Origin of the sequence: Rhizobacter sp. Root1238 (assembly GCF_001425825.1) — a bacterium.
Classification (GTDB): Bacteria; Pseudomonadota; Gammaproteobacteria; order Burkholderiales; family Burkholderiaceae_C; genus Rhizobacter.
In genome coordinates this window covers 102,614-115,810 of the sequence record NZ_LMDM01000013.1, presented here as the reverse complement: position 1 = coordinate 115,810, position 13,197 = coordinate 102,614, and the positions used below count along the sequence as shown (strand labels likewise).

Below are 13,197 nucleotides of genomic sequence, written 5' to 3'. Positions count from 1 at the left end.
ACTGTCGCCGACTGTTTGACCACAGCGAACGAAGTGAGCGGCGGGAGTTTCGGCGACGGGCCATGAAGCCAGCCAGCGGAGGGCAGTCTTCGGCCCCCAGGGGGGGCCGAGGACCGCCCCCGACGGCGCGCCACAGCCTCCCCACCCGCGCCTTTGCAAGCAAGCAAGCAAGCACCCAACAAAAAGGCCCCGCAGTTTGCGCTGCGGGGCCTTTTGAATTCAGCCTCGGAGAGGCCGAAAACTCAGTCCTGCGGACGACGGCGGCGCGACACGAACACGATCGCGCCCAGGCCGGCCAGCAGCATCGCGTACGTCGCCGGTTCCGGAACGGCCGTGACGGTGATGTTCTGCAACGCCAGGCTGAACTTCTGCGGGTACACGCCCAGCAGCGCGAAGATCAGGAAGCTGTCGCCGCCTGCCTTCGTCACGAACGAGTACGTGTTCCAGCCGGTCGTCTTCGTCGAATCCGACAGCTGGTCGAACGTGCCCGGGCCCTTCGCGCTGTCGAACAGGAACGCGAAGTCGAGCGTGCGGTCCAGCGGACTACTCAGCTTCTGCGCTTCATATTCGAAGCTCACGTTGTACATCCCGGGCGCGAGGTTATCGAACACCTCGTAGCAGAAGCTCTGACCCAGTTTGCTCTTCAGCGGATCGTCGCAGCTCTCGCTGCTGGCGAATGCTGACCCGGTCGCGAAAGTCATCGCGGTGAGGGCCAGTGAAACAAGGAACTTCTTCATTGAATACCTCCTGGTGATTAGGTGCTTTCCCCTATGCAAGACACACGCCACTTTCAAGGCCCATCCCCAGTTTGAGGGGGTAGATCGCGGCGCACGGGGTACAAGGCAGCTTGCGTGCCCGTGCAGCAGCACGACAAACCCGCCTTCGACTTGCAAAAGAAGCCGAATTTGCTGCAGCAACTACCATCCGGCACGCCAAGCTTGCCGATTTCCGCCCTGTATCTCTTCGTTACTGCCTGCAAGAAGCTGCAAACTGCCTTCAAATGGACACATCAGCATGGCCCATGCCAGAGCACGGCTCCCTCTCATGGTGCGATGCAGCATGCATTCAGGGCGTGGCGGCCAGCGCCACGCGCCATCCGACAAGGCGCCGGATCAGCGGATGCTGACCTGGCCCGAACAGCTCGCGGTGGTCGCGCTGTAGGGGTAGGTGATCGTGATGTTGTCGCCGACGATCTGGCGGCGTTCGTGGCCGACGTTGCAGGCGAACTGCAGGCTGCGCAGCGGCTGCCAGGCGATGCCGAGACCGTAGGTGACGGTGTTGTCCTCGCCTTCGGCCGGCGCGGTCACGCCGTTGGCAATGAAGGCGTTGTCGAGCTTGCGGCGGGTGTAGCCGCCTTGAGCGGTCAGCTGGATCTTCGCGGTCGCATCCCAGCGGCCTTTCAGCTGCAGGCTGTGGCTGACCCGGGTGTCGCTCGAATCGATCTCGTTGAGCGCGGTCCCGAAGGTGCTGCTGCCGACGCTGCTGTCGCGCGACAGCTGGGTGTCGAAATTCAGCTTGCCGGTGGCCTGCCAGTTCCAGCCGAGCGCGCCGGTCCAGGTGTTCACGTCGCGCTGCGACTGCACCGAGTGGCTCTCGCTCGTCGCGCTGACGCGCGCGTTCAGCGTGCTCAGCCCGTTCGGTTTGGCGAGCAGGCTCAGGTCGACGTCGTTGCGCCGGAACGTGTCGGGCTCGATGCCGAAGTTCGGGAAGCGGCCTTCGGTGTGCCGGCCGCCCAGCCGCACGCTCAGCGCATCGGCATCGGCCCAGCGCACGCCGGCATTCACCGTCTGCTGGCGCACGTCGCGGTTGCTGAATTCCTCGGCCGAATAGCGGCTCTGGTTGCCGGCCCAGCCGCCTTCCAGCGTCCACGCGGTGACGACACCCACACGCACCTGCAGCCCGGCGCCCGTCGTGCGCAACTGGTTCTTGCCGGTGAAGCGGTTCTGGCTGTCGAGGTCGTAGCGGTACAGGCTGCTGCGCTGCTCGGCCGTCAGCTCGCCCGACACCCGCTCGATGGTCGACCAGTCGAGCCGCGCCGACAGCCGGTGGTCGGTGTTGTTCAGCTGCGTGTTGTTCTTGTAGCGGTTGACGTTGGCCTCGAGCCCCGCCGTGAATCGCTGCCGCCCGAACGGCTGGTCGATCGCAGCCCGCAGCCCGGTCGACGAGATCGCGTCGCGCGCCACCGGCTGGCCGTCGGGCGCGCGAAACAGGTTGTTGTCGGCCGAGACCGCCTGGCTGAACCCGAACACGTACGGATCGGATTCGTCACCGGCATGGGCGACTCCGGCCAGACCGCTCAGGACAACGACAGCAACGGAAGAATGACGACGCATAAGGTACCCCGCACAACAGAGAAGGATCAGGCAACGCCCGCGGAACCGGCTCCGCCGGGCCGCCGGGTGGCGTCCCTCGGGTCAGGAGGAGCGCGGCGACGACGGGGGGCCCACATCAATAGGCGTTGCGATCGAACAGCACCAGCCGCACGGTCCGCACGATGATCATCAGGTCGAGCCCGAGCGACCAGTTGCGCAGGTATTCGAGGTCGTACTCGACGCGCGCGGCCATCTTGTCCAGCGTGTCGGTCTCGCCGCGGAAGCCGTTCACCTGCGCCCAGCCGGTGATGCCCGGGCGCACCTTGTGGCGCACCATGTAGGCCTGGATCATCTTGCGGTACTGCTCGTTGTGCGCCACCGCGTGCGGGCGCGGCCCGACGATGCTCATGCGGCCCTGCAGCACGTTGATCAGCTGCGGCAACTCGTCGAGCGAGGTCTTGCGGATGAACGCGCCGAACGGCGTGATGCGCGCATCGCCGCGCGTCGCCTGCTTGACCACCGCGCCGTTGTCCTGCGTCGTCATCGAACGGAACTTGTAGACCTCGATCTCTTCGCCATCGAGCCCGTTGCGCTTCTGGCGGAAGATCACCGGCCCCGGCGAACTCATCTTCACGCCGATCGCGAGCGCCGCCATCACCGGCGAGATCAGCAGCAGGATCAGCGACGCGATCACGATGTCGCTGAAGCGCTTCACCAGGTCGTTGGTGCCGGTGAACGGCGACTCCAGCAGGCTCACCACCGGCACGCCGGCCATGTCCTGCAGGCGCCCCTGGATCACGCTGACGCCGAACACGTCGGGCGCGTAGTAGACCGACGCGGTCGTGTCCTGCAGCGACGCCAGCAGGTTGACGATGCGCGGCTGCGAGGTCAGCGGCAGCGTGATGTAGACATCGCGCACGCCGTGGCGGCGAACCCAGTCGGCCAGGTCCTCGAAGCGGCCCTTCACGTGCTCGCGGGCATCGGGGTGCAGCCGGTCGGGCGAGCGGTCCTCGAAGAAGCCGACGAAGTCCTGACCGAACGAGCGCCGTGCCTTCAGCGACTCCAGCACCTTCGCACCCAGCGGCCCGGCGCCCACCACCACCGCAGTGCGGCGGTACTCCGGCCGCAAGGCCAGGCGGCGCATCATTTCCTTGCCCAGTCGCACGGCAAGCCACTGCACGACCGGCGTCAGCCCGGCCCACCAGGCCAGCACCCGCCATTCGAAGAACTTCAGGCTGTCGGTCGCGTAACCGCACAGCACCAGGATGCCGAGCAGCGCGATCCATGCACTGAGGATGTCGATCGCCGCGTTGAGGCTGCGGTCCTTGAAGCGGTTGACGCCGGGGAAGCTGAGCACCAGCACCAGCATGCACAGCGTCAGCGCCGGCCGCTCGACCGGCTCGTCGAACACGCTGCTGACGCCGAGATAGCAGAGCACCGTCAACAACGGCTCCATCACCGCGGCGATGAAGGACGTGACGGATGGCGGCGCACCGAGGAACAACTGCCTATGGCTGCGTTCTTCGAACATGGAAAGGGCCCGTTGAAAGTTTCACGGAGTCCCTCACGCAGGAGACGTGCCAACGTGGCACGCCGCTGTAACTGAATTTCTCTCGCAGCGCCAGAGGGTGAACACCGGCGCCTGCTTGTCAGAAAGACCGGCGGCCGTCACGGTTGGACACAGGCGATCGGTAGATTCGACAGGCTTTTATCCGACACACGTCCGGTTCTTACCGGTTCGCTTCGCCTCGTAGAGCGCTTCGTCAGCTCGTTCGAGCGCAGCTTCGATCGGCTCGCCCTGGCGGTACAGCGTGACGCCGGCCGAGAACGTGACGAACACCTGCCGCTCCTCGTGCATGAACAGCCCGCCGCTCAGCGAGCGCTGCAAACGCGTCAGGATCTGCTCGCCTTCCTGCACCGGGGTGTCGGGCAGCAGCACGACGAACTCCTCGCCGCCGTAGCGCGCGACCAGGTCGGTCGGCCGCAACGCCTTGCTGACCACCTCGGCCAGCGACTTCAGCGCGGTGTCGCCAGCCGCATGGCCCAGCTCGTCGTTCAGGCGCTTGAAGTTGTCGACGTCCAGCAGGCCGATCGACAGCTCGGTCTGGCCGCGTTCCATGCGCGCCCGTTCGGCATCGAAGGCCTGCATCAGCCCGCGCCGGTTGGCGATCTGCGTCAGCTGGTCGGTCGACACCTCTTCCGACAGGCGGCGCAGCTCGCCCTCCAGTTCGGCCACCCGCTCGGACAGCCCGACCGCCTTCGCATGCTCCGACTCGAGCCGGCCCTGCGCCTGGCTGACCAGCGACTGCACGGTGCGGCTCTCTTCGACCATCTCGCGCACAACGCCGGCCAGGCTCTCGAGCGAATCGGCCTTCTCGATGGTGTCGGCATAGCGGCCGACGCTTTCGTGGAAACGGCCGGTGTGCTGGCCCAGTTCGCCCAGCTCGCTGAGCATGCGGTTGATCAGCAGCTTCAGCGCATCGCGGGCACGCGCCCGGTCTTCGCGCAGCTGCTGCTGGCGCTCGCGGGTGTGGCCCAGCAGCTCGCTGACCGAGCGCACGCTGCGCGCGGTCAGCCCGCTGTCGATCTGCAGCTTCATCGCATCGACCTGACCGCGCGCCCAGCTGTCGTCCTCGGCCAGTTCGGCCAGGCTCGCGGTGAGCTCCTGGCACAGCCCGCTCAGCTGATCGACGAAGTGGTGGCGGTGCTGCAGCATGCGACGCGCGCGGTCGCACAGCGCGTCGAACTCGTCGGCCTGCAGCGGTGTCGGGCTCGGCTCTTCAAGACGCGCCAGCAGCTCGGCCAGCTGGCGCGACAGGTCGGCGCTCGGCGCCGGCGGCGGCGGCAGCGCAAGCTGCACGGTGCCGCTCAGGCCGTCGGCGACGCGGCGCCACAGCGGGAAAGCCGTGTCGGCATCGGCAGCCGTGGGCTCGCCCGACGACATCGCCGACGCCGCAGGCAGCGGCAGCGCATCGAGCGGCGCCGGGTGCGTCAGGCTGTCGTCGGCGTCGACCATGTCGTCGAGCGTGTCGCTCTCCCAGCTGCCCACCAGCTGCCCGAGCCGCTGCTGCAGGCGCTGCAGGTCGCTGCGGCTGCTGGACAGCACGCGCTGCAGGCTTTCCTTCTTGCGCGCCGCGGTCCAGTTGCGCCCGCCGCGCTCGATGCCGCGGGCGATGCGCTCGATCAGCGCGGCCAGCGCAGCCGCCTGGGTGGCGTTGTCGGCGACCGACGGCGGCGTCGTGGCAGCCTGCGCACGCGCCGAGGTCGGCTGGATGCCGGATTCGAGCTGGTAGGCACGCGCGTAGTTCTCGGGCGTCGGTTCCAGCTTGTCGACCACGAGCCGGCGCAGCGCGGCCTTGGCCAGCACGGCAGGCGTCTGCGGCGCCAAGGGTTTGGTGTCCATCGATCAGGTCAGGGAAATGGGAAACGGCAGGGAGCGGCACGGAACGCGTGCCCGGTCATTTGGGGGTGTAGCGGCTCGGCCGCGGCTCCAGGCTCGCGCGGATCGAGTCGGTCAGCTCGTCGCCGTCATCGGCATCGACGATCCACGGCGCCTTGCGCGGCAGCACCGTCTGCTGCAGCCACTGGTCGAGCGCCTCGGGCGCGAGCGCCTTGCTGAACAGGAAGCCCTGCATCATGCCGCAGCCCAGCCGGTGCAGCACTTCCATCTGGCGCATGTTCTCGACGCCTTCGGCCACCACGCGCAGGCCCAGCGAGCGGGCCAGCGCGATGATCGCGGTGACCACCGCCGAGCTCTGCGGCGTCATGCCGAGGTCGCGCACGAACGAACGGTCGATCTTCAGTTCGCTGATCGGCAGCGTGGTCAGGTAGGCGAGCGACGAGTAGCCGGTGCCGAAGTCGTCGATCGAGATCTCGACGCCGATCTCGTTGAGCCGGTGCAGCGTCGGGATGACGTTCTGCAGGTCTTTCATCAGGCCCGTCTCGGTGATCTCGAGCTCGATCGCATGGTGCGGCACGCCGTACGCGGTGACGGCCTGGTGGATGTGCTCGACCAGGTCGGTGCGCTCGAACAGCCGGTTCGGCAGGTTCACCGCGATCGAGTCGGCGAAGCCGAAGCTGTCCTGCCAGATCCGGGCCTGGCGCGCCGCCTCGCGGATCGCCCACTCGCTGAGCGGGATGATCAGGCCGGTTTCCTCGGCCAGCGGGATGAAGTCGCCCGGCGGCACCAGCGTGCCGCCGCGCTGCCAGCGCATCAGCGCCTCGGCCCCCACCATGCGCGCGCCGCGCACGTCGACCTTCGGCTGGTAGTGCAGCACCAGCTCGTTGCGCTCGATGGCCTTGTGCAGCGCGCTTTCGAGTTCGAGCTTCTCGCGACCCTTGCCGGCCAGCGCCGGCCGGTACAGCAGCGCGGCATTGCGGCCCTGCGCCTTGACCGAATACATCGCGACGTCGGAGTTGCGCATCAGGTCGGCCACCGACTGCCCATCGCGCGGGAACATCGCGATGCCGACGCTCGCGGTCACGAAGCACTCCTGGCCGCCGACGAAGATCGGCTCGCGCATCACGTCGAGCACGCGCGCGGCGACCCGCTCGGCATCGGTCTCGTCGGACACCTCGGGCAGCAGCGCGACGAATTCGTCGCCGCCCAGCCGGCCGACGGCCTCGAGCGTGCGGTGCGAGCGCGAGCCCATCGACTCGACGGCGCTCTCCATCACCTGGTCGGAGTGGCGCACGCACGAGCGCAGCCGGCGCGACACCTCCATCAGCAGTTCGTCGCCGGCGCCATGGCCCAGCGTGTCGTTGATGACCTTGAAGCGGTCGAGGTCGATCAGCAGCAGCCCGACCGGGTGGTTCAGCCGGCGCGCATGCTCGAGCGCGCGCTCGGTGCGCCAGATCAGCTGGCGGCGGTTCGGCAGCCCGGTCAGCGCGTCGAAGTTGGCCAGGTGGCGGATCTTGTCCTCGGCCATGCGCCGGTCGGTCACGTCCTGGACGATGCCGGTGTAGCCCGACAGGTTGCCGTGCTCGTTGAACTCGGGCTCGGCCTCGACGTGGATGATGCGCTGGCGGGCATCGGGCAGCGTGACCGGGATGTCGGTCGCCAGCACCGAACTGTGGCGGATCACCTCGTTCAGGATGGTCACGAAACCGTTGCGGTCTTCGTTCGGCACCATGCGCAGCAGCGCCCGCATGCTCGGCGTGTCGCCCGGGCCGAGGCCGAACACCCGCAGCCCCTCGACCGAGAACAGCGGGTTGCCGTGGCCGCGGTGCCAGTCGAAGCTGCCCATGCGCGCGAGGTCCTGCGCGCGCGCGAGCTTCGACTTGCTGCGCTCCAGTTCCTGGCGGGTGCGCGACGAGCGCAGCAGGTAGCGCAAGCGGCCGGCCAGCAGGCTCCAGTGCGTCGACTTGACGAAGAAATCGGTGGCGCCGACCTCGTAGGCGCGGGTGATCGACGCGTCGTCGTCCAGCCCGGTCAGCATCAGCACCGGCATCGATTCGAAGCCGGGCAGCGCGCGCAGCTCGCGGCAGGTCTCGAAGCCGTCGAGGCCGGGCATCAGCGCATCGAGCACCACCACGTCGGGCGACCAGTCGGCCAGGATCTGGATCGCCCGCTCGCCGCTGGTGGCCTCAGTGATCGCGAAACCGCGCTCGCGCAGCGCAATCGCGGTGAGCAGCAGGTTGACCTCGTCGTCGTCGACCAGCAGCACGCGCGGCTGGCCGAGCAGATCGTCGTCCGTCAGCGGCGCGCTTGAGCTCATCGAGTCAGCGGCCCAGCAAGCGGCGGGTGGCGGCCACGACGATGACCACCTCGGCCTGCAAGGCCACGATGCGATCGTCCATGCCCTGCGTCGCCTCGCGGCGGACCATGGTTTCGATTTCTGCGCAAATTTGAGACATCTTGAGGGCCCCGATGCTCGCGGAAGACGACTTCAGCGTGTGTACCACGTGGCGGATGCCCGTCAAGTCGTGAGACGCCTGAGCATCCTGCAATTGGGGGAGGAGCCGTTCGAGGGAGGTATCGAAAGCCTTCATGACCCGCTCGATCAGGTGGTTCTCGCCGCTCGGGTCGAGTTCGCGCAGGCGGTCGAGGGCACCGGCGTCGAGCACGCCGTCGTCGGCGGCGGGCGCGGGCGGCGCGGAGGCGGCAGGAGAGGCGGCCGCGCCGCCGGCGGCCGCGCTGTCGGGGTCCACGGGTGCTGCAGGGCGCAAACGTTTTGAAAGCATGGCGAGCAGTTGGCTTTGGCGGAAGGGCTTGGACAGATAGTCGTCGAAACCGAGTTCGAGGAAGCGTTCTTCGTCACCTCCCAGGGCATTGGCCGTCACGGCGATCACCGGCGTTTCGGTCGGCGTGAGGAAATCGAACCGCCCCGACCGGTTTCGTCGGAACCAGTTCAACGCCTCGACGCCGTCCATGCCGGGCATCTGGATGTCCATCAGCACGAGGTCGAAGCGCCGCTCGCACAACGCCTTCAGGCCCTCCAGCGCCGAAGCGCTGACCTGGACCTGGCACCCCAGCGCCCTCAGCATCTGACCGATGACCTCCTGGTTGACCGGATTGTCTTCGATGACAAGGATCTGTGCGTTCAGCCGGGGCGTCAAGCGCGTCGCGTCGACGCGCTGGCTGGAGATGCCCAGGATCGCCTGGCGCAGTTCGGCCTTGCGCACCGGTTTCGCGACGAAACGGTCGAAGCCGGCGCGGTGCGCCGCCCGCACGTCGTCCGGCGACGACACCGACGACAGCAGGATCATCTTCATGCCGCTGCCCGGGCGTTCCGGGCCGAGCGCCTGCAGCGCGTGGGCCAGCCCCATGCCGTCGAGGCGGGGCATGTGCATGTCGACCAGCGCCAGGTCGAAGCGCGGATCGACCGGCGTCGCGCCCGACAGGATCGCCAGCGCCTGCCGGCCGTCCTCGGCCAGCACCACCTGCAGGCCCCAGGCGCCCAGCATGTTGTCGAGCACGGTGCGGTTGGTCTCGTGGTCCTCGACCACCAGCACGCGCAGCGCCGGCATCTGCGCCGGCTCCAGCCCCGCCGAGGCGGTATCGCCGCCGGCCCCCTCGGCATGCGCCATCGGCATGCTGAAGATGAAGCGCGAGCCGATGCCCGGCGCGCTCTGCACCTCGATGTCGCCGCCCATCAGCTCGACCAGCTGCTTCGAGATCGCGAGGCCCAGCCCGGTGCCGCCATAGCGCCGCGACATGCCGCCGTGCGCCTGCGTGAACGCGCTGAACAGCCGCGGCAGCACGTCGTCCTCGATGCCGATGCCGGTGTCGCGCACCTCGAACTCCAGCCACAGCGCGCGGTCGGCCGACTGCGCCGGCATCGGCATGCGCACGTCGACGACGATCTCGCCGGCTTCGGTGAACTTGATCGCGTTGGCCACCAGGTTGGTCAGCACCTGGCGCAGCCGCAGCGGGTCGCCGTGCACGTGGCTCGGCATGCCGGGCTCCTCGCGGAAGCTCAGCTCCAGGCCCTTCTCGTGCGCCCGCGGCGCGAGCAGCTCCAGCGTGTCCTCGACCACCGAGCGCAGCGAGAAATCGACCGGCGCGAGCTCCAGCCGCCCGGCCTCGATCTTCGAGAAGTCGAGGATGTCGTTGATGATCTCCAGCAGCGCCTCGCCGGAGCGGTACACCGCCTGCGCGAAGCGCTTCTGCCGGTCGTTCAGCGCCGTGCCCAGCAGCAGCTCGGTCATCCCGAGGATGCCGTTCATCGGCGTGCGGATCTCGTGGCTCATGTTGGCCATGAACTGGCTCTTGGCCTGGCTCGCGGCCTCGGCGGTGTCGCGCGCGCGCTTCAGCTCGTTCTCGCGCTCCAGCTCTTCGGTGACGTCGGACACCAGGCCGTAGACGCGCAGCTCGCCGTCGGGCATGCGGCGCGAGCGGGTGCGCGAACGCAGCCAGCGCACGCCCTTCACCGGGTGCTGGATGCGCACGCGGATGTCGGCCGGCTGCAGCTGTTCTTCGAGCTCGCGGCGGGCCAGCAGCAGGTGGCGGTCTTCCGGCAGCACGCGCGACAGGAAGGAATTCGGCGTGCGCTCGAACTCGTCCTGCGGCGTGCCCCAGGTGTCGTAGCTGCTCTCGCTCAGGAAGTGGAAGCGGTCGCGCGCCGGGTTGGTGACGAACAGGCTGTCTTCCACCGTGTGCGCGAACTCGCGCAGCCGGCTCTGCGATTCCTGCAGTTCGCGCTCGGCACGGCGTTCGCGGGTCACGTCGCGCGCCAGCACGATCACCAGGCGCGGCGTGCCGTCGGCGTGGCGCAGCGCGAAGCAGCGGGCGCTGACGATGCGCGGGGCACCGTCGCCCTCGCCGCGCACTTCGACTTCGCTCTCGACCATGCCCTGCTCGGCCAGCGCGCGCGTGATCGCGGGTTCGCCGAGCACCGCGATGCCGCTGCCGAAGGCGGCGCGCACCGTCTTGCCCAGCACATGCTCGCGGCCCTTCGCGAACTCGCGCTCGGCATGGGTGTTGATCGCGACGATGCGGCGATCGGCCGCGTTCAGCACGAACAGGCTGACCGGCAGGTTCTCCATCAGCAGCTGCAGCAGCTCCGGCTCGGAATTGGCCGGCGCCGGCGTCGTGGGTAGCAGGATCGGGGCGGCCAGCGGAATGGGGACGGTGGCCGGCTGGGGGGTGTCGACGCGCCCGGCGCGCAGGTCCAGCAGGCGCTGCACGGTGTCCAGCACGCGGCGCAGCGCCGCCAGGTCGCGCCGGGCCGGCACGCCGTGCAGCTCCAGCACTGCGGCCGTGCCGTCGCGGCCATGCACCGGCAAGGCCATCACGCTGGCGCCGGAAGCCTGCATCGGCGCGAGGCAGATGCGGCCCTCGGCGACCGCGCGGCCGGTCGCGCTGAGCCGCGGGTGCACGGTGAAGCGGCCGGAATGCGGGTCGTCGTGCTGCGTCCAGGCCTGCAGCTGGGCGGCGTCGCCGGCGACCGACAGCACGCGCAACACCGCATGGCCCTCGGCCTCCAGGCCTTGCGCCAGCAGTTCGGCGGCGGCGTGCAGCGCGTCGGCCAGCGTGTCGGCCTCATCGACCTGGATCGCGACCTGCTGCAGCAGGCCCAGCCAGTCGTCGCCGGCCGGCTCCGTCGGCGCCACCGGCACCGGCGCGGCCGGCGACACGTCCGCCGGCGCAGCAGTCGACGACTTCAGCGCCTTGCGCGACTGGCGGGCACCGAACCATTGGGCGAGACGAGACAGTGGAGCAGGCATGGGTCAACGTACTTCCGGAAAAAATGCACAGCCTTGTGGGCCCACCAATGGGGACCCCGCCCAGGGAGCGGGGGTCTTCGCAGCACTTTCGGTGCCGCTCCAGCCGACTTGAGGCATCCGACACATTGGAAACCGGGTCGGCCCCCACAATGTCACGGCGCAACCACTCCTTACAATCGATCGGATGAATCTCGAGACCGTGCTGCCAGCCGGACTGCTGCTGCTGGCGGCCCTCGCGACCGGCGCCTGGGCGGCCCGGTCGAGACGGCAGCTGCGCCGCGCCGAGCAGGCGCTGCAGCACGAGCGGGCCGAGCGCCAGGCCGTTGCGCAATCGCTCGACTGCTGGCAGTGGCGCAGCGACGTGCAGCACCGGGTCGTGCAGTGGCGCCCGCCGCGCGGCGCGGCGCTGGCCGACTGGGCCGGTGCCGACGACGCGCCGCCGCTGTGGCAGCACTTCCAGGCCAGCGACACGCTGGTGCGCTCGCTGCGCACCGCGATGGACCAGCATGCGCCGCTCAGCGCGACCGCGCTGTGGCGCGCCGGATCGGCCGGCGTGCGCCACCCCTGGTCGCTGCGCGGCGAGCCGCTGCTCGACGCGCAGGGCCGCTTCGCCGGCTACGTCGGCACGGCCCGCGAGCTGACCGACCCGGGCGACCAGCGCCTCGGCGAACTGCTGCAGGCGCTCGCCGACCCGGTGCTGCGGATCGCGCCGCCGCCGCCGGGCCAGTTGGGCGTGCTGTACGAAACCAACGCGGCGGCCGAACGCTGGCTGCACATCGCCGACCCCAGCGCGCTGCCGCCGTGGCCCGAGCTGCTGCAGCGGCTGCCGGCCGGGCTGCGGCCACTGGCCGAGCAGGCGATCTCGCCGTCGCTGCATGCCGATGCGGCCAGCGGCAGCGCCGAGGGCTGGGAGCTGCAGGTGCACCGCCTGTTGCCGGCGCTGCCGCGTGCCGGTGCCGAGCTGCTGCTGATCTTCCACCGCCACGCGGCGGCGGCCGCGGCGACCGCCGCAGCCGCAGGAACCGCGGCCGACGAGCAGGAGTCGTTCAGCTACACGGTGTCGCACGACCTGCGCGCGCCGATCCGCGTCGTCGAGGGCTTCACGAAGATCGTCAAGGAGGACTACGGCCGCCTGCTCGACCGCATCGGCAACGACCACCTCGACCGGGTGCTGGGCGCCGCCGCGCGCATGAGCAGCATGATCGATTCGCTGCTGGCGCTGTCGCAGCTGTCGGCGCGGCCGCTGGCGCGCCAGCCGATCAACCTGTCGCAACTGGTGGGCTACATCGTCGACGACCTGCGGCGCGAGTCGCCGCAGCGCAATGTGAAGGTCGACATCGAGCCCGGCCTGCATGCGCAGGGCGACGCGACGCTGCTGCGCGTGGCGCTCGAGAACCTGCTGGGCAACGCGTGGAAATACACCTCGAAGCGCCGCGACGCGCACATCTGGTTCGAGGCCGGCGTGCACGAGGGCCGGCCGGCCTTCACGGTGCGCGACAACGGCGCCGGCTTCGACATGCGCTTCGCCGACCGGCTGTTCGGCGTGTTCCAGCGGCTGCACAGCGCGAACGATTTCCAGGGCACCGGCGTCGGGCTGGCGTCGGTGCGCAGGATCATCCGCCGGCACGGCGGCGACATCTGGGCCGAAGGCGAGGTGGATCGCGGCGCCCGCTTCCAGTTCTGGCTGCCCTAGGCGGCACCGCATCGAGGGAACGAT

7 protein-coding genes are annotated in these 13,197 nt (G+C 69.2%); 1 reads left to right on the top strand and 6 read right to left on the bottom strand.

All coding sequences use genetic code 11. From position 1 onward, the window contains the following. Positions 1 to 242: 242 nt before the first annotated feature. From ASC98_RS12765 to ASC98_RS12740, 6 genes are all read right to left on the bottom strand, one after another. Entirely contained in the window at positions 243 to 737 is a 495-nt protein-coding gene (locus ASC98_RS12765; protein ID WP_057480075.1) for a PEP-CTERM sorting domain-containing protein, read from the bottom strand. A gap of 375 nt (positions 738 to 1,112) precedes the next feature. Beyond that, positions 1,113 to 2,249, bottom strand: a complete 1,137-nt coding sequence (locus ASC98_RS12760; RefSeq protein WP_056802567.1) for a hypothetical protein — start codon at positions 2,247 to 2,249, stop codon at positions 1,113 to 1,115. Positions 2,250 to 2,448: 199 nt separating this feature from the next. After that, positions 2,449 to 3,843: an undecaprenyl-phosphate glucose phosphotransferase gene (locus ASC98_RS12755; protein ID WP_082542120.1), complete on the bottom strand. Its 1,395-nt coding sequence runs from the start codon at positions 3,841 to 3,843 to the stop codon at positions 2,449 to 2,451. 177 nt (positions 3,844 to 4,020) lie between these two features. Beyond that, positions 4,021 to 5,715 (bottom strand): diguanylate cyclase domain-containing protein, encoded by a 1,695-nt coding sequence (locus tag ASC98_RS12750; RefSeq protein ID WP_056802564.1) that lies wholly within the window; start codon positions 5,713 to 5,715, stop codon positions 4,021 to 4,023. 55 nt (positions 5,716 to 5,770) lie between these two features. Continuing rightward, positions 5,771 to 8,029 carry a bifunctional diguanylate cyclase/phosphodiesterase gene (locus ASC98_RS12745; protein WP_056802562.1) on the bottom strand — a complete coding sequence of 753 codons (2,259 nt, stop codon included), beginning with the start codon at positions 8,027 to 8,029 and terminating at the stop codon, positions 5,771 to 5,773. A gap of 4 nt (positions 8,030 to 8,033) precedes the next feature. Beyond that, entirely contained in the window at positions 8,034 to 11,480 is a 3,447-nt protein-coding gene (locus tag ASC98_RS12740; protein WP_056802559.1) for a PAS domain-containing hybrid sensor histidine kinase/response regulator, read from the bottom strand. 184 nt (positions 11,481 to 11,664) lie between these two features. Here ASC98_RS12740 and ASC98_RS12735 point away from each other — a divergent pair, with 184 nt between their 5' ends. Then, positions 11,665 to 13,173 carry an ATP-binding protein gene (locus ASC98_RS12735; RefSeq protein ID WP_056802556.1) on the top strand — a complete coding sequence of 503 codons (1,509 nt, stop codon included), beginning with the start codon at positions 11,665 to 11,667 and terminating at the stop codon, positions 13,171 to 13,173. Positions 13,174 to 13,197: the final 24 nt, after the last annotated feature.

Bases quoted from the DNA above. Each gene is read 5' to 3' on its own strand.
- ASC98_RS12765 (WP_057480075.1), bottom strand. From the start codon at position 737: ATGAAGAAGTTCCTTGTTTCACTGGCCCTCACCGCGATGACTTTCGCG.
- ASC98_RS12755 (WP_082542120.1), bottom strand. From the start codon at position 3,843: ATGTTCGAAGAACGCAGCCATAGGCAGTTGTTCCTCGGTGCGCCGCCA.
- ASC98_RS12750 (WP_056802564.1), bottom strand. From the start codon at position 5,715: ATGGACACCAAACCCTTGGCGCCGCAGACGCCTGCCGTGCTGGCCAAG.
- ASC98_RS12745 (WP_056802562.1), bottom strand. From the start codon at position 8,029: ATGAGCTCAAGCGCGCCGCTGACGGACGACGATCTGCTCGGCCAGCCG.
- ASC98_RS12740 (WP_056802559.1), bottom strand. From the start codon at position 11,480: ATGCCTGCTCCACTGTCTCGTCTCGCCCAATGGTTCGGTGCCCGCCAG.
- ASC98_RS12735 (WP_056802556.1), top strand. From the start codon at position 11,665: ATGAATCTCGAGACCGTGCTGCCAGCCGGACTGCTGCTGCTGGCGGCC.